The sequence below is a fragment of the Nostoc sp. FACHB-280 genome, assembly GCF_014697615.1.
Classification (GTDB): Bacteria; Cyanobacteriota; Cyanobacteriia; order Cyanobacteriales; family Nostocaceae; genus Nostoc_B.
On sequence record NZ_JACJSD010000001.1, the window covers coordinates 42422 to 60209 of the forward strand.

Annotated in this window: 18 protein-coding genes; 9 read left to right on the forward strand and 9 right to left on the reverse strand. The window is 41.3% G+C overall.

Going from position 1 to position 17788, the window contains the following annotated elements; genetic code table 11:
- Positions 1-12: 12 nt before the first annotated feature.
- Entirely contained in the window at positions 13-999 is a 987-nt protein-coding gene (gene moaA, locus H6G75_RS00170) for a GTP 3',8-cyclase MoaA (protein WP_190978003.1), read from the reverse strand.
- Positions 1000-2774: 1775 nt separating this feature from the next.
- Here moaA and H6G75_RS00175 point away from each other — a divergent pair.
- On the forward strand, positions 2775-3098 hold the full coding sequence (locus H6G75_RS00175; protein WP_190978004.1) for a thioredoxin family protein: 324 nt from the start codon (positions 2775-2777) through the stop codon (positions 3096-3098).
- On the opposite strand, the gene H6G75_RS00180 is transcribed toward H6G75_RS00175, so the two are convergent.
- Together H6G75_RS00180 and H6G75_RS00185 are read right to left on the reverse strand one after the other, a co-directional pair.
- Complete coding sequence (locus tag H6G75_RS00180; protein WP_190671034.1) at positions 3085-3318, reverse strand: hypothetical protein; 234 nt, start codon at positions 3316-3318, stop codon at positions 3085-3087. The genes H6G75_RS00175 and H6G75_RS00180 overlap by 14 nt on opposite strands.
- Before the next feature lie 161 nt (positions 3319-3479).
- Positions 3480-5324 carry a S8 family peptidase gene (locus H6G75_RS00185; protein WP_190978005.1) on the reverse strand — a complete coding sequence of 615 codons (1845 nt, stop codon included), beginning with the start codon at positions 5322-5324 and terminating at the stop codon, positions 3480-3482.
- Positions 5325-5444: 120 nt separating this feature from the next.
- On the opposite strand from H6G75_RS00185, the gene H6G75_RS00190 reads away from it, so the two are divergent.
- The 5 genes from H6G75_RS00190 (at position 5445) to H6G75_RS00210 (ending at position 10067) form a co-directional block, all read left to right on the forward strand.
- A complete protein-coding gene (locus tag H6G75_RS00190) occupies positions 5445-5876 on the forward strand; it encodes a hypothetical protein (protein WP_190978006.1) in 432 nt (143 codons plus the stop codon).
- A 237-nt stretch (positions 5877-6113) separates the two neighbouring features.
- Complete coding sequence (locus tag H6G75_RS00195; protein WP_190978007.1) at positions 6114-7715, forward strand: hypothetical protein; 1602 nt, start codon at positions 6114-6116, stop codon at positions 7713-7715.
- Positions 7716-7843: 128 nt separating this feature from the next.
- Positions 7844-8665, forward strand: a complete 822-nt coding sequence (gene thiD, locus H6G75_RS00200) for a bifunctional hydroxymethylpyrimidine kinase/phosphomethylpyrimidine kinase (protein WP_190978008.1) — start codon at positions 7844-7846, stop codon at positions 8663-8665.
- Between the two features lie 190 nt (positions 8666-8855).
- Positions 8856-9458, forward strand: coding sequence for a hypothetical protein (locus tag H6G75_RS00205; RefSeq protein ID WP_190978009.1), 603 nt, complete (start codon positions 8856-8858; stop codon positions 9456-9458).
- A gap of 270 nt (positions 9459-9728) precedes the next feature.
- Complete coding sequence (locus H6G75_RS00210) at positions 9729-10067, forward strand: P-II family nitrogen regulator (RefSeq protein WP_015111218.1); 339 nt, start codon at positions 9729-9731, stop codon at positions 10065-10067.
- A 271-nt stretch (positions 10068-10338) separates the two neighbouring features.
- Here the strand turns inward: H6G75_RS00210 and H6G75_RS00215 are convergent, their stop codons facing one another.
- Positions 10339-10974: a hypothetical protein gene (locus H6G75_RS00215; RefSeq protein WP_190978010.1), complete on the reverse strand. Its 636-nt coding sequence runs from the start codon at positions 10972-10974 to the stop codon at positions 10339-10341.
- A 97-nt stretch (positions 10975-11071) separates the two neighbouring features.
- Between H6G75_RS00215 and H6G75_RS00220 the strand changes: the two genes are divergently transcribed.
- A complete protein-coding gene (locus H6G75_RS00220) occupies positions 11072-11581 on the forward strand; it encodes an MAPEG family protein (protein ID WP_190978011.1) in 510 nt (169 codons plus the stop codon).
- Positions 11582-11742: 161 nt separating this feature from the next.
- Here the strand turns inward: H6G75_RS00220 and minE are convergent, their stop codons facing one another.
- The 4 genes from minE to H6G75_RS00240 all read right to left on the reverse strand — a co-directional run bounded on the left by minE (position 11743) and on the right by H6G75_RS00240 (position 15870).
- Positions 11743-12042 (reverse strand): cell division topological specificity factor MinE, encoded by a 300-nt coding sequence (gene minE / locus H6G75_RS00225; protein WP_190671022.1) that lies wholly within the window; start codon positions 12040-12042, stop codon positions 11743-11745.
- Positions 12043-12070: 28 nt separating this feature from the next.
- On the reverse strand, positions 12071-12877 hold the full coding sequence (minD, locus tag H6G75_RS00230) for a septum site-determining protein MinD (RefSeq protein WP_062287403.1): 807 nt from the start codon (positions 12875-12877) through the stop codon (positions 12071-12073).
- A gap of 45 nt (positions 12878-12922) precedes the next feature.
- The gene (gene minC / locus H6G75_RS00235; protein WP_190978012.1) at positions 12923-14068 is read right to left on the reverse strand and encodes a septum site-determining protein MinC; all 1146 of its coding nucleotides are present in this window, start codon (positions 14066-14068) and stop codon (positions 12923-12925) included.
- 479 nt (positions 14069-14547) lie between these two features.
- On the reverse strand, positions 14548-15870 hold the full coding sequence (locus tag H6G75_RS00240; RefSeq protein ID WP_190978013.1) for a four-carbon acid sugar kinase family protein: 1323 nt from the start codon (positions 15868-15870) through the stop codon (positions 14548-14550).
- A gap of 287 nt (positions 15871-16157) precedes the next feature.
- Between H6G75_RS00240 and H6G75_RS00245 the strand changes: the two genes are divergently transcribed.
- Both H6G75_RS00245 and H6G75_RS33735 read left to right on the forward strand, forming a co-directional pair.
- On the forward strand, positions 16158-16547 hold the full coding sequence (locus H6G75_RS00245) for a hypothetical protein (protein WP_190978014.1): 390 nt from the start codon (positions 16158-16160) through the stop codon (positions 16545-16547).
- Complete coding sequence (locus H6G75_RS33735; protein ID WP_313934772.1) at positions 16544-16705, forward strand: HNH endonuclease signature motif containing protein; 162 nt, start codon at positions 16544-16546, stop codon at positions 16703-16705. Before H6G75_RS00245 ends, H6G75_RS33735 begins: the two co-directional genes overlap by 4 nt.
- Before the next feature lie 270 nt (positions 16706-16975).
- Here the strand turns inward: H6G75_RS33735 and H6G75_RS00255 are convergent, their stop codons facing one another.
- The gene (locus H6G75_RS00255) at positions 16976-17629 is read right to left on the reverse strand and encodes a hypothetical protein (protein ID WP_190978292.1); all 654 of its coding nucleotides are present in this window, start codon (positions 17627-17629) and stop codon (positions 16976-16978) included.
- Positions 17630-17788 lie beyond the last annotated feature (159 nt).

Consider the following 17788-nt stretch of genomic DNA (forward strand, 5'->3'; position numbering starts at 1 on the left):
CTCAACAAAGTTTTATCCGCCTATTTGCGACATAGTGCGGCTGTATGTGCCTGTAGTACCAGAGTCACGGCCTTTAAAGTTAATTTCTGGCTTGATAGCTAATAAGTGTCTCACTTGTTCGAGTAACTGGTGGATGCTGACACCAGAACGTAGAGCAGTTTTTAAATCTAATTGACCAGTTTCGTTTAATAAGCAGGGACGTAACCAACCATCGGCGCTGAGTCGCATCCGGTTACAACGATCGCAAAAACATTCTGACATCTGGCTAATAAATCCCAGTGTACCTTTCGCTCCTGGAATTTGAAAAACATCCGCAGGCCCATTACCACGAACTTGTGATTCTGTCAATCCCCATTGTTTGCGAATGCGTTGGCGTAAATCCGCAGAAGACACCCAACCGCGATCGCCAAATAATTGCCAATTACCAATCGGCATAAATTCAATAAATCGGACGTGCCACTGTTTGTCAATGCTGAGGGCGGCTAAATCAAGAATTTCATGGTCATTAACACCGGGGATCACCACTACATTCAGCTTCAGAGGGTTAAATCCCGCTTTGTAGGCGGCTTGAATACCATCCCAGACTTGTTGCCAGCGAGAACGTCCATGATTGCCGATAATTTGATCAAAGATATCAGGATCAAGGGAATCTAAACTAATATTTATTCGGCGTAGGCCAGCTTCATAAAGATTTTTGGCGATGGGTGCAAGTAAAAACCCATTGGTTGTCATGGATAAGTCTTTAGTTTCCCTGAATGATGCGATCGCTTTAACTAAATCTACTACACCAGGACGCAGTAGAGGTTCGCCCCCAGTTAAACGAAATTGCGTAAAACCGACAGGGATAAACACCTCTTGAATCAAAGTCAGTAGTTCCGCGTCAGAGAGTAGTTGTTGCTTGAGGGCATATTCTAGTTCTGCACCCTCCGGCATACAATATTGACAGCGAAAATTACAGCGATCAATTAAACTAATGCGGAGATAGTCTACCTGGTTCATTTTAAGGAATTTATTTCTATTGTATTTTCCGCATTGCCCATCTGACTTTCATAGCTATCAAGCAGAAGAGTGCAAGTTGAATAAAGGGCAAAGACTTGCGCCCTCAGATTTTAGTACATTTAAACGAATATAGCAGAAGGCAGGAGGAAAAGTCTTACTATCCCTTGTATTCAAGCTTTCAAACTCTACCCTAGCTGGCTAAACTGGCTGGGGGATTTTTTTTGGTAGATGATGCTTGTTGTGAAAAATTATTCCGGGAGATGCAACTTGAGAACAGAACAATTAATTGGTAGATGCACCCTGATAACTTCTCCCCTCGCTGGCTGACACTGGCTGGGGGATTTTTTTTTGGTAGATGATGCTTGTTGTGAAAAATTATTCCGGGAGATGCAGCTTGAAAACAGAACAATTAATTGGTAGATGCACCCTGATAACTTCTCCCCTCGCTGGCTGACACTGGCTGGGGGATTTTTTTTTGGTAGATGATGCTTGTTGTGAAAAATTATTCCGGGAGATGCAACTTGAGAATAGAACAATTAATTGGTAGATGCACCCTGATAACTTTCTCCCTAGCTGGCTGACACTGGCTAGGAGGATTTTTTTAATACCAACATCTCAGCAGAAGTAAAGTAATTATATATATTTTTCCTGCGGAAGATGTTAATTAAATCTCGAACCAGATAATTATTATAAATACACCCTGATAAATAAATCTCCTAGTTATCTGACATTACTGGGAGATTCTTTAATATTTGGTAAATAGCAACCATGATTATTGCATTTATTCGGAAGATGTTGATAAATTCTCGAATAAATAAATTATCAATTGACGCGCCCTAATAACTAACTCCCCTATGCACTGGCCATAACTGGTAGATTTTTTTCTGCTGTTTTAGCAGCATACTGATTTTTGGAATTTTTATCCGGAACATACTTCTAAATCCTGGAAACAGATTATTGGTAGTTGTACTAAGATAACTAACTTTCCTGCTTGGTAGATACAACTATATTTTTACTTTTGAAGCACCCAAAAACCTTTATGGTAATTGTTCCGGAAGACTTTGCTAGACCTTGGAACAATTAATTGGTAGATGTACCCTGATATCTAACTCCCTGGATTAACTAACACTTACTTGACGATTGTTGAGACAGTTATTGTCTTTTGTTGGTAGTTGCTTAGGCGTATATTCTAGCGTAAGTTTCAGACAATATACTAGTGCAAATGGTGTTTTTTGACTATCAGTGTCAGCATTTATTGACTTAACTTCAATCTGAATCTTCGCAGTTATCATGCCACCGATAGAGTTTATCAAACACTTTTAGTGTTTATTAAGATGAAACTCACTTATTTACCTTCTACTATTCACAAGCAGTAGATGGATTGTGGAAATATTTTTGCGATCGCTCAGTTGCTTTGCAGAAGCTACCCTGGATGAGAATCGTAAGTTTGTACATCCTATCATAGTTTATAGCCAGATTTCTACTGATTTGTCAAAACCAGATTACAGATTGCTAAAAATTAATTTTTTTGACTTCAATTACACATCTATAACCAAGCCATAGCTTAGGTTTTGGCTAAATTCTGTTGCCTAGTCAACAGCTTTTCCACACTATGACTATTTCCTGAAAATTATTTTTTTTCGGATAAAATTCTAAATTTTGTACTTAAATTTTCATTAATTGCGCTATCCTAGTGGCTCATCCTTTAGTAAGATGCTTACTTTGAATAAGTATGATACGATATATTGCCTATTTTCAGGGAGGCGCAAAATTATATGAGTTTAGCTGTAATTAAATTTTCATCTGAAGACTGCGGCATTTGCCATAAAATGGCTTTTTATGACCAAAAAGTAGCCGAAGAATTGGGTTTGCAGTTTATTGATGTGAAAATGCAAGATACAGCCACTTATCGCAAATATCGGAAAATTTTGCTCACCCAGTATCCCGATAAATCAGAAATGGGCTGGCCTACTTATATTATTTGTGATGCGCCAGAGGGAGAATTTCAGATTATTGGTGAAGTTAAAGGTGGACACCCCAAAGGGGAGTTTAGAAGTCGTCTACAAGCAGTTTTAAATCCTACTGCTAATGAGAATTAAGGATTTCAAAAGATTTCACTTCTAAAACTGGGCCAATCATTGCTGCTGTCATGATATCTTCACGCACCTGTCCTGTGACTTTAGCTTGCTGCCCAGTTTTGAGCAAGCTTTTATCAGCGCCTTTGAGAATTTCGTAGGTCACGCCGTCACCTGAGACTAAAGCCCAAGCGCCCATACCAATATCACGACGTTCAATAGTACCTGTAATTGTGATGCTCATAATTAAGTGCTGAGTGCTAAGTGCTGAGTAGAAAGTGGGGAATTCTGTACACTGAGCGTTCGCGCAGCGTCTCCGACAGGAGAAGTCGAAGTGTACAGGACTGAGTAGGGAGTGGGGATTTTTCACTACTCACTACTCCCCACTCACTATTGCCTGATATTTTATGCCACTTGTCTTTCGTTGTTAACTGCCAAACGAGCTAGTCCGTAGCAGAGTAGGGCATTAACCATGAGGAAGACTCTGGCTAAGTCGCCATCACCCAAACCCCAAACGGCTGGGTCGTAAATGGCACTGACTGTCAAGCAAGCTGCCACACCCAAGGTACAACCAACGGCAAACCATTTCCAAGTCGGATGCCCTAACAGCAATACAATCAGCAAAAGGGGAATTAACACACTGGCAAATAAGGGATTAAAAGCATTTGTACCTTGTAGGGTGTTACCCAACTCAGGTAGAGAACTGCCTAACAGGCGGAAAGGCCACTGGGGTAAATCAAATATATAAATGCCTTTGAGGAAGAATAACCCAGAACTGCCAAAAGTTAAGCCACTAAATAAAGCCCAACTCCAGGTAAAGGGGAAATAAACCCGTAAAAACCAAGCCAGTAAATAGGAACCGACTACCATTAAAATCTTCGGCAAAAGTGCTACAACACCGCCATCTATCCAAAAGCCAGGGTTAATATAACCGTTATCGCGCAACCACCGGAAGAAATCTGGGAAACTGATTTGTCCTTGGGCTGCTAGTTTAACTGCGGCTTCGGCGTTAAGTTGTCCAGCACCGTAATAGTTCAACCCATCATCTTGAATTACTCTGGCTGACTGTTTGAGAACTTTTAAAATGTCATCGGGATTTTCGATACCCTTGGCTTTGATTAAAGCCGCTACACCTGCAACGTGAGGCGCAGCCATACTTGTACCTTGGAGTCCCAAAAATTCACTTTCGCCATTTTCGTTGATGGTTTCTTGCAAAATCTTGCCAGTATCACTACCACCAGGGGCAGAAATATCAACGCCAGCACCATAGTTAGAGTAGTCTGCTTTTTCACCCTCTGGGCCGAAGGCGGAAACACCAATTACATAGGGGTAACGGGCTGGATAGCTGGCACCATTGGCACTTTCATTACCAGCCGCAGCAATGATGACTACACCTTTTTTATGAGCATAATCAATAGCATCTTTCATTAACTGGCTTTCACCGCCACCACCCAAGCTCATGTTAATCACATCTGCACCTTTATCGGCCGCAAATTTAATAGCTTCGGCAATATCGGCGACTGTACCACCACCGTACTCACTTAAAACTTTGAGTGGCATGAGACTGGCCTCGTAAGCAACACCCGCGACACCATATTGATTATTGGTAGCTTGGGCGACTGTACCTGCAACGTGTGTACCATGTCCGTTATCGTCGGTGGCTTGTTCTCGGTCATTGACAAAATCGTAGCCTTTGACAAATTTGGTCTCTTTTAAGTCGCGTAGCTGGGTAACACCAGTATCAATCACAGCAACGGTGATGCCACTACCTTTGGTTTCAGTCCACGCGCCTTCAATGCCGATTTTGTGCAGGTTCCACTGCTTGCTGTAATATGGGTCGTTGGGGCCGATTAAGGAAGGTTTGGCCTCGTTATTTTGGGGTGGGGTGAGTTCTCCAAGAACGGTGGTTTTAGGTTCTGGGGGAATTCTATAGATGTAATTTGGTTCAATAAATTCTGTGGCTTTGGCAAACTGAGATTTTTTCAGTTGTTGCAGCCTTTGGCGATCGCCTTTGATAATATACACATTGTCTTGTGCAGAAAATTTATTATCTAATTGGGGTGTGACGTTGTATTGTTGAGCGATCGCTTGCAAGTCTCGGTCTATTTCATCTTTAGCAATATCTTCCCGAAAATCAAGCACAATCGTTTCAAAATCACCTTTTGCTGCTAGTCCCTGAAAATTTAAAAATCCAAAAACAGCAGCACCCAGCCCAATAATAAACAGGCACAATAATAATAGCCTTCTCATATTAACTCGTTAACGCTTTTGCCAGTTTGCTCACTAACATAACTTATTTACATCCCTGGTTGGTGTAATTGTCACTTTAGTTAGTTAAACCTTCACTTACGACTCAGGATTTGTTAAACGATGGAACGTGGTCTTTTATGGTTGCCTTTGTTGATAGCGTTTTTTTGGTTAGCTTGGCAAGGATCTAAAGAATATCAAAAAGTCGAAGCTTACCGAACTTGGGCAGCACAATTTGAACGAGCTAAATATGATATTTATGCCGTATTAGGTCAAAAAGACAACAATCTTACTTGGGGTAAACCCACAACCAAAGGCCCAATCAATGTAGAAACTTTTTCTTTACTTGATGTCAAAAAAATAAATCTTTTGGTCAACGACATAGTTGTTAATATAGAAGCACCACCCGCCAAAGGTCGAGACATCAAAATAGAATTTGTTATTGCTGAACCCGCTAAATCTGTACTTATACCATTTACAGAAATTCCCTTAGCCACCCAATGGGCTAAATATTTAAAGGGAGCATTACAAAATTTACGTGGGGAACAAAGTTAATCTACAAGCCGTCATCAGTTCTAGGAAATTGCAAGGTATATTGAGAAGCAAAGCAAAATCAGATCCCCGATTTATTATATAAGTCGGGGATCTAATTTCCTGAGCATTTTTCCAGCAAATATCTTAACCAAATGAATTAATTTTTTTGCAAAATTTTGGGAAATCTTGTCTAGAGAAATTGTAGTCAGAAACAGAAATAAAAAATCTTCCATCTTAGTCAAGAGATGAGAATTGGTTATGCAAAAAAATATTGCTGTTTTGGGTGTCTTATTACTTCTTGGTGCTTGTAGTTCTGGTATTGACGGCATCTCTCAAGCTACAAATACCGTGAAAGCGAAAGTAGAAAACTGTCCCCAAGCTGAGGTTGTGGCTTTACCAGGACAAAAGCAAAACGAAGGCTTTTATGACAGGTTTGATTGGCATATTCGCAACATTATAGCGAATGATGACACGATTAGATTTCAAACTTTAAAGCAAGATTTTGTTTTCTGTCGAGCTAATAATACTTGGACAGTCCAAAAAGGAACTTTACCCAAAGACTTACAACCACCAAGCAACTATACCGCTTTTGCCCAAGAGATAGTAAATCCCAAGTTCAAAACTATTAACTTTCAGGATAAAGCCTATCAATATCGAGTCCTTCAAGAGCCAAATTATTCTTTAAGCTCAGACAATAATCTCTCCCGCCCAGAAGTCAAAGATCCAACCAAAGATAAAATTGTTTTTGAACTCATTACACCTAATAATAAAACTCCTCAACGGCAAACTTTGTACACCCTTAAAGATTTGCAAAATGCAGCAGTAAAAGCCGGATTTTCTGCCGAAGGAAATTTGTTAGGTGTGCCAAGAATTACATCTAGTTTAATTTATGGCGATCAGATTTGGTGGTCAGTTGCCTTTGAGCAAGGTGAAGGTAACAACGGCATTGCCACTATTGTTAGTTATGACCCAAAAACTGATAAATTTAGCTTAATTCAACCAGAAACCCTGGCATTTACACAAATCACAGATTTAGCCATTACTGGCGATGCAAATAATCCAACTTTCTGGATGGGTACTAATGTGAGTGGTGAAGGAAATCTCTACATTCCTGCCAAGGGATTAGTTGCTTATCGTCCTGATAATTCTTTAAGTACTTACACTACAAATAACAGTCCTTTAGTTGGGGCAATTCCTGACAAAATCAGAGTAGAAAATAACATTCTTTGGGTGAGTAGTGCTAACGGTGTTTGCCAAGTAAAATGGCAAGCTGCTGATAACCCAGAGAATTGGTCTTGTTGGCGCTTTACTGCAATGGCTAAATTGCCAGAAACATTACCAATTTACAGTGCCTCGACTAATAAAAAGTCTGCTGCATCCTTAGCCGCTAATGAAACTGTAGAAGTTTTGTGGTGGAGTCCTGTAAATTTCCAAACCAACAAAGGACGTTACGAGGTGACATATCCTCAAGGCTTCACAGCAAAACTCAATGAAGGTGCAAGTAAGTATGAGTTTGGGCGTTCCTTACCAGCTGGAAAAACACCTATTGAATGGCCTGGTTTTGAATGGCACTGGAATGGACAACGCTTTATTCGTAGCTTAGATGAAGTTTCCCTCAATTTAGTTGGCGGCGGCCCCCAAGGTATCGGTTCTGGACAACTCAACCCAAACCCAGAATTAGCAAGGAATTGGAATGCAATGCGCGGTGATTTAGAGTTACTTGATATTTCTCCCAAGTCTACCAGCGTAAAATATTACTCTGGCTGGGTTGACTCTGAAAAACTGCAACCTTATCTTACAGTTGTGCCGCAAACCAGACCCCAAAACTCACAACCAAACCCTTTATTGAAGGGCAAGTGAAGAATGAAGTGTGAAATTAATTGACTCTAGAAGTTGTCAACGGTTATTTTTCATTTGTCATTTGTCTACCTTGTCTCCTCTATCTACCTTGTCTCCCTCGTCCCCCTACACCCTCACACCCCACCCTTATGAATGCCGAAAAGACATCAAAAATACCCGTAGCTTTAACTATTGCTGGTTCAGATAGTGGCGGTGGTGCGGGGATACAAGCTGACTTACGCACCTTTGCCTTTCATTGTGTCCACGGTACTAGTGCTGTAACCTGCGTGACGGCGCAAAATACCTTGGGGGTGAGGCGAGTGGATGCGATGCCACCGGAGGCTGTTGTTGCCCAAATGCAAGCGGTAGCAGAGGATATTGGCGTTATAGCCGCGAAAACGGGAATGTTGCTAAATCAAGAAATTATTGCGGCTGTTGCCCAGCAAGTAGAGGCTTTAGAAATTAATAATTTAGTAGTTGACCCGGTGATGGTATCGCGTACAGGGGCGCAGTTAATTGATGATGATGCTATTAAGACATTATGTCAGCAGTTAATTCCCCAGGCGGTAATCATTACCCCTAACCGCTATGAGGCGCAGATTTTAAGCGGTTTCCCGATAAATACTCTAGATGATATGAGGGCGGCTGCCCAAACTATTTACCGCAACTTCAAAGCGCAGACTGTTTTAGTGAAAGGTGGCGGGATGCAAGGCAATGCCCGTGGGGTGGATATTTGGTTTGATGGGAACTGTTTGGAACTCTTGACAACACAGCAAATAGACACGCAAAATACCCACGGTACTGGTTGTACTCTATCAGCTGCGATCGCCGCTAATTTAGCAATGGGCAAGGATTTGTTAACATCCGTCAAACAGGCAAAAGAGTATGTTACAAATGCTCTTGCTTACTCACTCAGTATAGGCAAAGGTCAAGGCCCTGTAGGACACTTTTTTCCTTTGTTACGAAATTGACCTGTATTTAGTGGAATATTGTAAGTTGTTAGTTGCTTGTTATGGCGATTTTTAGGTATTAACTCGACCAAAAAAAATCTTTGCTATCTCAGCATTTATCCATTATTCTTGGGCATAGTTTCATATCTAGCCATTTCCTTTAGCATTTCTGTAAAATTCCATTACCTTAACTTTTGATACCAATTCACCGATGCGAACAACCACAGCAGCTGTTCATAGCCACTCTGCAAAACGGCCCGCTTCTCCAAATCATCCCTCCTCTGTGCCATTGTACGTATATCGGGAATTGGCAGCAGAGTTAGAAGCAACCCAAGCCCAGTTAGATGCACTCAACGCGAAAAATCAACAACTTGTGCAAGAAAATAAGTTTCTCCGCCAAGAAATTGCCAAAGTCTTGCAGTCTGTTTCCCAATTGCAAAAACTAGTTGATTTCCGTGTCCCCGAAAGTAAGGATAGTAACCCGCCCAGCCGTGCTAGTGGTGAAGTGAAAAATTTCCCCAAACAGCCAAAAAAAGAAGCACGCCCACGTTCGCAGTCAGCGCGTCCGCGTCCAGCCGCCCCGCCAAAAGCCAAACGCCGTCCTTTTCCTTTACCTGTAGTCGAAATAGCTCCTCCCCAGCCCGAAACCATCTTTATTGAGGAGCAGCCTGTCAGTTATTATCCTTCTAGGGAACCGGAAAAGAGGGAAATTAATGGTTGGGGATTAGTGATTACTATTGTGTTAGTTATGCTGACCGCTTTTGGTGCTGGGTATTTAATTGTAAGACCCTTATTTGCCCATCAAAGTAACTAATTTGGCCATGAATTGTTAACAAATCTACTTAAATATAGAATTTTTCTATCTTTAAGGTAAATCAAGCAAGTTTCACCTCGCTCCTTGTATATCTCCCTATTTTGGACTTCAATCTGAATTGCTAAAACTGCATAGACAAAAACTAGACACTTTAAAAAAAGTTGCAATTATTACATTATGTTTTGGTAATCGGGTTATTGGTAAGAATGTCAGACGATTGATCTGCTTAGATAGATAAACGAACCTATTTAAGATTAAGGAGTCAAATACATGAAAAAAGTAGAAGCAATTATTCGCCCATTTAAGCTTGACGAAGTGAAGATTGCTTTGGTTAATGCGGGTATTGTGGGGATGACAGTTTCTGAAGTGCGAGGTTTTGGACGGCAAAAAGGACAAACCGAACGCTATCGTGGTTCAGAATACACTGTTGAGTTTCTGCAAAAACTGAAAGTAGAAATTGTGGTTGAAGATAACCAAGTTGATATGGTGGTAGACAAAATTATTTCTGCTGCCCGCACAGGCGAAATTGGTGATGGTAAAATCTTCATCTCTCCTGTTGAACAAGTAGTGCGGATTCGGACTGGAGAAAAGAATACAGAAGCAGTATAAGGCTAAAGAGTGGCGCGAGCGATCGCGTCTATTACTGTCTACTACTTGACAAAATAGTCAGCGTTGCTGAAAGTGAGATGAAAAACATCCACAAGTTAAACTTTCAGATGTTTTTGCGTCTCTAAAATCAGCAACGCCTCCTAATACAACAAGGCAAAAGTAAAAAGGAAAAAGAAGGAATATTGAACTTTTCAGCAATTTATAATGGTGCTTGCCGCCAACCTGTACTAGGAAAATTTTAAAATCGGATTTTACTGAGAAATTAGGGAAATTACTCAGTAAAAACTTGAAAAATATTTTGGTAGCCAGACTGGGCTAAATTTTCAGCTTCCCGACGTTCTTCATCGGAAAATTCACTTTGTAGTTTTTCATCGTCAGAAAATTTAGCAATTAATTGTTCATCATCGAAAAACAAAGTTTCTCCAGAATGGAAATACCTGATGGCTATAACTTTGTTATTTCTGAACCAGAAACCTACCCCATCTCCGACTTCTAAAAGTGCTTCTGAAGCTGTCACAGGTTCATTATTGATAGTACAAATTCTATAAACTACACCTGCTTTTACTTTTGTCTTGTCTTCGCAACCTTCAGTCATCTCTGTGAGGGACTGCATTAGCTTCTCAAACAGTTGTTTTGGAGTGTCTTGATTAATTTCCTGTTTTGCGGTTGCAGAAGTATCAATCTCACATCTATCGGGAATACCATCACCATCATCATCAATGCGTGAGTCATTTTGTCGCCCATCATTGTCGCAATCAATTGCACCTCCAATAATTTTACTTTCTTTTACACCTGATGCTTGGAGAGTGGACACTTGAGATGCTTGAGAGACTTGACAATTCGTAATTAAAGTAGTAAAAACTAGCAAACTCAAAGAGATTAGTTGCGGAAATAGCAGTGATTTCATTACATATCTGATGTATTTGGCTAATTTAGTTTGCCCAAAATACAACAGTTTGATTAAATAGCTCTATTCTGCACACAGAATCCATAACTTCCGAAAAATGATCGAGAATTCTATTCCTATCTCCACTCTTTTTATTGGGCTGAATGGTCTGATTGCTTTTTTTCTGTCTTATATTGTGGCTTTTGAACGCACAAAAACTAGAGTTTGGCATGGCGAATCTCAAAAAGACATTGCACAACAACCCAATCCTTCCGTTAATCCTGGTGCTTGGGCTACTTTGGTTGAGCAAAGCACTCAAAAACTCTTCCCCACTCAAAGTCAAGATGATGGGTTGTTGCAACGAAAAGTTCGCGCTCATGGAAATTTTGCAGAGTATGTACCTCATGCGTTACTGTTTGTACTGGCTTTAGAACTAATGCAAGTCCAAACATGGTTGTTATGGCTGTTGGGATGCAGCATAACTGTAGCTCGGATTGCCCACGCATGGGGTTTAATCAAAACTTACGGCCCTTCTCCAGGGCGAGCTATTGGCTTTTTTCTTACTTGGTTTGTTTATATCGTTGGGAGCCTAGCCTGTATATATTATGGGTTGAGAGGCATTTTCTAAAGAATTTTTACCACCAAGCAAGTATGAAAGAGAGGCTAGAGACTAGAGACTAGGAACTAGAGGGTTTGTATGTTTTTACTTAGCAACGCCACGGAGGGAGTCAGCAGAGCCGCCCAACGCAGTGACTCCTCAGCACTCAGCACTCAGCACTTTCTGAGCAACTATTGTGATTTATCACCACTTTCCAAAAGAGGCATAGAGTCTTTCACCCGCCGAATTGGTAAATTGGCAATCAAAGCTGTGGTTCTTTGGTTACTTTCGAGCGTAAATTCCAAGCCATCAGTTTCAATTTCCACATAGCGACAGACAATATCTAGAATTTCTTGACGCATTTTTTCTAACGTCTGAGCATCTAGATCAGCGCGGTCGTGGGCTATGACTACTTGTAGGCGACGTTTAACTTGATTGCGACTGTTTTCAGGAGGTCGAGAAAAAAGTCGTTCGATAAGTTCAATGATCATTGCTAATAGATATCAGGAGACTGAAACATTAAACAATCTTTGTCCACAACAACTTACGCAATCGGGCGAAGATGTTATCTGGGGGTGCGTCGAGATCCAAAAATTCGACGGTTTCTCCTTCCAATCTCCGAGCAATATTTTCCACCGCTAGGGCCGCTAAAGAGGGAGTATCCCCTAATACTAAAGGTTCGCCACGATTGGTTGAGACAATTACACGCTCATCGTCAGGGATTACGCCAATCAAGGGAATTGCAAGCAGTTCTTGAACATCTTGGACAGACATCATGTCATTTGCCTGCACCATTGCTGGCCTAATCCGGTTAATTATTAAGTGTACACGCTTAATACCTTGTGCTTCTAGTAACCCAACTACCCGGTCAGCGTCTCGGACGGCGGAGATTTCCGGTGTAGTCACAATTAGGGCTTCTTTGGCTGGGGCGATCGCATTTTTAAATCCGTTTTCAATTCCCGCCGGACTATCAATAATGACGTACTGATATTTTTGGGCTAGTGCATTCACCAATAACTTCATTTGTTCGGGGGTAACTGCATCTTTGGAACGATTTTGGGCTGCTGGTAGAAGTACGAGGTTAGTTTGGCGTTTGTCTTTGACTAAGGCTTGTTCTAACCGACATTCTCTAGAGAGAACTTCTACGGCTGTGTAGACAATGCGGTTTTCTAGTCCTAACAGCAAGTCCAAATTTCTTAAACCAAAATCTGCATCAACCAAGGCAATTTGACGACCCATTTTAGCCAGGGCCATACCGAGGTTTGCTGACACTGTAGTTTTACCCACCCCTCCTTTGCCGGAGGTAATCACAATAATGCGAGTCATGTTCAGAGTTGCGAGCGATGAGGGTTCAGGAATTATAATAGATATTTATGGTACTGGATTTATCCTAGCTAATTGATTTCTAGAAAAATCCGTAGCCCTAGCGATGCGAATTCCTTGCGGCGTGATATGTGCCACTTCGGGAGAAAATTGTGCTGGTAGCTTCTCTGGCGCTCTAGCTACAGCATCGGCGATTCGCAATTGAGTTGGTTCCATTTGCAAAGCCATAATTAGGCACTCACGGTTCCCCCCAGCACCAGCATGAGCAATTCCACGCAAACGCCCCCAGACTAAAATATCTCCTTCTGCAACTACGATACCACCTGGATTGACATCTCCTAGCAAAATTACTGTGCCGGGATGGCGAATTTCCACTCCTGAACGCACAGTCATTTCGAGATAGAGTGCGTCGGCGTGGGTGGTAGGTGTGGCTTGAGGTTCGGAACTGAGGGAAGTTTGGGGCTGTAGTTGTTCTACAGAATACCCTGATGTGACAGCAGCGATCGCAGTTTGTCTACGACTCGTGGCGACATATTTGAGTTGAAGTTGAACTTCACTAAAGCTGTCGGCTAAATCTTGCAGTTGTCTGCTATCTAACAAGCGGTCATGGGCGATCAAATGCACTGGTGTATTTGGTATCCTTAAGCGATCGCCTGCATTTAATCGCACCTTTAACTGTTGCCAAATATCAGACCAAGCCAGTTCTGAAGCTGGTAACTGGGATTCTGTCGGTAAAATCACTAACAGTTTGCCGTCTTCATGCTTGAACTGGACTTGGATATGATTTTTGAGTCGATTGTCTACTTCGGTTTCTGTCACATCCCAAAGAGTAGAACTCGCATCTGTATGGGGGACTTCAGCATTCGCTTCTAAGTCCTTAGCCAAATTTAATTCCACTTCTTCCGGTGCAGGATTTAACTCTACATCCAAAAGGGGAGCATTTGACTCTGATTCTTCGGGAACAGATTCTGGATTTAGCACTAAAGGCGGAGAATTTGATTTTAAATAAAGGAGAACAGATGATAATTCCGTATCTGGAATCACAGAATGGGGATCTGGCTCAAAAACGGTAGAATTCGGTTCAATCTGAGAAACCGTGGAATTTACATCTATTTCAGATAGATGAGTGATGGATTCTGCATCAGGAAGCGCAGAATTTGACTCTGGATTGGGGATAGCAAAATCAGAAGTCATGCAGCACCAGCCATAAACACAACGGAAACTCCGGGTAATTACTTATCTTAAATTAGTTACTCGACGGAACAACATTCTCACCCAAGAAAGTTATGAGGACTGAGTACTGTCAACGCTTCTGTGATCTCCTGGAGGATGCACCAACAACTGCGGCTCAGAACTTTTGAGTTTTGCACTGAACTCATGTTTCTGAAGTATTTCAGAACAAACATTTTGTATCAACCCTGATTTATTATTCTTAACTAGACATACGGACAGCTATTAGGCATACATATTGCACTGTTTTTTGCAGATTGTCATTAGTCAAGAATCAAAAATCAATGTTAAGGAGGCAGGAGGACGAAGGCAGGAGGCAGAAGTGAATATCCCAGAAATAAATTTAGAGTATTTAACAAGTAAATAATATTTCTTGTGCAATGCCAGCACGAAATATATATTTTCTTTGGTCAACATCTCATGAAAAATCAAGACTTCACACTTCATTCTTTAGTTAACCGTTGATAAACTGTTGCCAAGGCATTAGCATCGCCAACATTACCAGGAAATAGTACAACTGGTAAATTGGGAAATTGGGGATGGTTTGCCGGTGTCGTTACCATTGAACAACCAGCGAGAATTTGTCCAAGTAATCTGGCGGTTGTTAAAGCCAAACCAGTACTCAAAACATCATTGGAGGTAATTCCACCTTTGCTAATTAAAAAGCCAATATCAGCAGGTAAACCTCGCACAATATCCATCAATAAACTAGAAACTTGAATCCCAAAATCTAGCCGCGTTTTAACATCATTAAAGGTGAGTTCTTGACGACTAGTATAAACAACAGGCGTTTTGCCAGCGTTATGTACAGTCTGAATATTTGCTAATGTCTCAGTTAGCAAAGTAGTAGCAGAATTTTCTTGATTATCGAGTAATCTTTGCACCTCAACTTCAATGCCCACTGTTCCGGCTGTTTTTAATAAAGCTTCTAATTGTTGAGTTGTCTTTTTGACATGAGAACCAACAATTACCGCACCCGGTTTACCTTGGCGGACGTATTTTGCCATGTTTTCGGCTGCAATTGGTTGGGGAGGTAAGGCAGCCAAAGCTGTTAAAATGCTGGCGGCGCTACGAAATAAAAAGCGTTTACCTTGGCTGGCGGCGGCTAATAAATCTTTGGCGAACATATCCAAGTCGGCTTGAATTTCACCATCAACTACAGCACACTGATTACCAGTGAGTTGCAGCAAGCGTTCTAAGCTACCAGCACGAATATCAGCCAGTAAAAAGCGGGTGACAGACTCCGCACTGATGCGACCCTGAGTTTTTTCAGCGACATATTTGGGTAAGTAACTGTGATGATAACCAAATACAGAATCGCGGGCAAACTCGGTTTCGTGTACTGGAGTTGGGACACCATCAATAATTAAGTAATGAATACTGTCACGGGTGATGCGTCCGCCTTCAAAAAATGCTGGTACGAGAAAATGAGCATCAAAAGAACCGAGTTCGTCAGCGATCGCATCTGTTTCAATGGGATAATGACCGCGTAAGGTAGAATCAGAACGGCTGACTACTAAAAAATCGTTGATTCCTTCAGATGCGATCGCTTGTTTTAAATTTTGACAAACTTCTCTAGTCACAGATGCGGCTGACTCTGGAGGTAGCGCACGGGTATTAGTCAGGACAAAAAAAATCGGTGATTCATCGCGCAAACCGATGCGTAAAGTTTCCACATCCCAGCGCATTAGCAGCAAGCAACTGTGGACTGTTTGCGAACCGGTAGGGTCATCATCTAAAACAATTATTTTTGGTTTGTTACTCATAAGAGTCAGCAGCGCAACTGTTGTGTGAGATATTTCAGACTTGAGAGAATAATCTGCAATAATTTAGCAGTTAAATATATATACCAGATGGAATAGTGAGTGTTTAGGCTGGCAGATTTGCTAAATTATTTGTCAGCGATTTTTTATTATCTCGCAAAAATGGTATATTCCCGTTCTAGTTAAAATATTAGATGTACTATCTTCTTTTGTGGACTTAGCAATAATATCAAGCTTCAGAAAAATTGCGATCGCAGGGAAAAATCCAGAGGAATATTCTTATTTGTGTTATGAGTACTCAAATCACTATCACCTTACCAGATGAGATTTACCAACATGCTGAACGTTTTGCGAAATTGGCAAATCGGGATGTTGCTAGTATTTTGGCAGATACAATTCAACTGTCGATTCCATCTGTGAGAGCAGAAGTTAATCATTTAGAACCTGTCTCAGTTCTTGCCAATGAACAAATTCTAGCTTTGACTGAATTGCAAATGGAACCCGAACAGGATAGCAGATTGAGTGAATTACTTGAGCGCCAACAAGCAGGGACTATTACCGATAATGAGCGTCCAGAGTTACAAAACTTGATGCAAATTTATCAAGAAGGACTCTTACGGAAAGCAACTTCACTAAATGAAGCTGTCAAACGTGGATTAATTGAGCCTTTAAGTCAGTGAGCCAAATTCCAGAAGCAGTCCGTGTACAAATCAGAACACAAGCCAACAATCAGTGCGGTTACTGCCGCAGTCTTCAAAAGTATGTTCTAGGCATTCTCGAAATTGAACACATTGTACCCAAAGCAGCAGGTGGTACTGATGATGAAGAAAATCTCTGACTTGCCTGTCGGTTATGTAATTCCTACAAAGGTATTCAAACCTATGCCAAAGATCCCATAACTAACTCTAAGGTCAGACTATTCAACCCTCGTCAACAAAAGTGGTCAGATCACTTTACTTGGACAGACGATGGTAGTCAGATTGTAGGTTTAACTACCTGTGGTCGCGCGACTGTTTTAGCTCTGCAATTGAATAATCCCTATGCTGTTGTTGTCAGACAAGCTTGGGTTTCCGCAGGCTGGCATCCTCCAGTAGAAATCTGAGCAAAATTAAGGCTTTTGCAACTTTCTAATTTCGGCTTGCACATCAAGAGCAATCTGCAATGATTGATTGAGCAATTGAGCATATTCACCAGCTTGGGTACTGACTTGTAATGCTTGCAGATTAGCTAAATTATTCACAAATAATTCTTGATTATTTGCAAGTAGTTTTTTATTGTCCCGCAAAATGCGCTCGGTTTTTAAGGCGCGGACTAAATCTTCCCGAATTAGTTGTAAGGCAGAAATTACTTGTTCTCTGTCGTGGATAGAGTTATCTGAAGTTGCTAATTGGTCGTGAATATCTATGGCGTTAATCACAGCATGATATTGATCTACTTCATCTAAAAGCATGGTGAGTGCTTGCGGACAAGTAAACTTGCGCCAGAGCGATCGCCCAACAATCACAGCCAAGGGTACTAAAATTAATAAAATAATGCCTAATGTGATGGAAGAACCAATAGTGGGCAAAATAATAAACGCATAAATAAAACCCACAATAATTGGTGTGAGTGCTAAAGCCACCAGCAATTCATTCATCAAAAAGCCAATTCGCTTCTCTTTATCTTTCATGACCGAAGGCCGGAAAACATCTTCTGGGTCAAACCCAGTTAAACGCCTCAATTCTCCCTTGCTAATTTCTAAGCCTAGTAAATCCGGCTGCACTGCTGCATACTCCTTGAGAAAGTGCGATCGCGTTTTCATTGTAATCGCCTATGGGCAAGGTCGTACATCCACCTCGCTAGAGCGATCGCACTTTCCGAGTCAGACAATTGCCTATATAAGTTGCTTTGCTGGGTATAAAAATTTTTTGTCTATCAGGAC

Bases quoted from the DNA above. Each gene is read 5' to 3' on its own strand.
- moaA (WP_190978003.1), bottom strand. From the start codon at position 999: ATGAACCAGGTAGACTATCTCCGCATTAGTTTAATTGATCGCTGTAAT.
- H6G75_RS00175 (WP_190978004.1), top strand. From the start codon at position 2,775: ATGAGTTTAGCTGTAATTAAATTTTCATCTGAAGACTGCGGCATTTGC.
- H6G75_RS00180 (WP_190671034.1), bottom strand. From the start codon at position 3,318: ATGAGCATCACAATTACAGGTACTATTGAACGTCGTGATATTGGTATG.
- H6G75_RS00185 (WP_190978005.1), bottom strand. From the start codon at position 5,324: ATGAGAAGGCTATTATTATTGTGCCTGTTTATTATTGGGCTGGGTGCT.
- H6G75_RS00190 (WP_190978006.1), top strand. From the start codon at position 5,445: ATGGAACGTGGTCTTTTATGGTTGCCTTTGTTGATAGCGTTTTTTTGG.
- H6G75_RS00195 (WP_190978007.1), top strand. From the start codon at position 6,114: ATGCAAAAAAATATTGCTGTTTTGGGTGTCTTATTACTTCTTGGTGCT.
- thiD (WP_190978008.1), top strand. From the start codon at position 7,844: ATGAATGCCGAAAAGACATCAAAAATACCCGTAGCTTTAACTATTGCT.
- H6G75_RS00205 (WP_190978009.1), top strand. From the start codon at position 8,856: ATGCGAACAACCACAGCAGCTGTTCATAGCCACTCTGCAAAACGGCCC.
- H6G75_RS00210 (WP_015111218.1), top strand. From the start codon at position 9,729: ATGAAAAAAGTAGAAGCAATTATTCGCCCATTTAAGCTTGACGAAGTG.
- H6G75_RS00215 (WP_190978010.1), bottom strand. From the start codon at position 10,974: ATGAAATCACTGCTATTTCCGCAACTAATCTCTTTGAGTTTGCTAGTT.
- H6G75_RS00220 (WP_190978011.1), top strand. From the start codon at position 11,072: ATGATCGAGAATTCTATTCCTATCTCCACTCTTTTTATTGGGCTGAAT.
- minE (WP_190671022.1), bottom strand. From the start codon at position 12,042: ATGATCATTGAACTTATCGAACGACTTTTTTCTCGACCTCCTGAAAAC.
- minD (WP_062287403.1), bottom strand. From the start codon at position 12,877: ATGACTCGCATTATTGTGATTACCTCCGGCAAAGGAGGGGTGGGTAAA.
- minC (WP_190978012.1), bottom strand. From the start codon at position 14,068: ATGACTTCTGATTTTGCTATCCCCAATCCAGAGTCAAATTCTGCGCTT.
- H6G75_RS00240 (WP_190978013.1), bottom strand. From the start codon at position 15,870: ATGAGTAACAAACCAAAAATAATTGTTTTAGATGATGACCCTACCGGT.
- H6G75_RS00245 (WP_190978014.1), top strand. From the start codon at position 16,158: ATGAGTACTCAAATCACTATCACCTTACCAGATGAGATTTACCAACAT.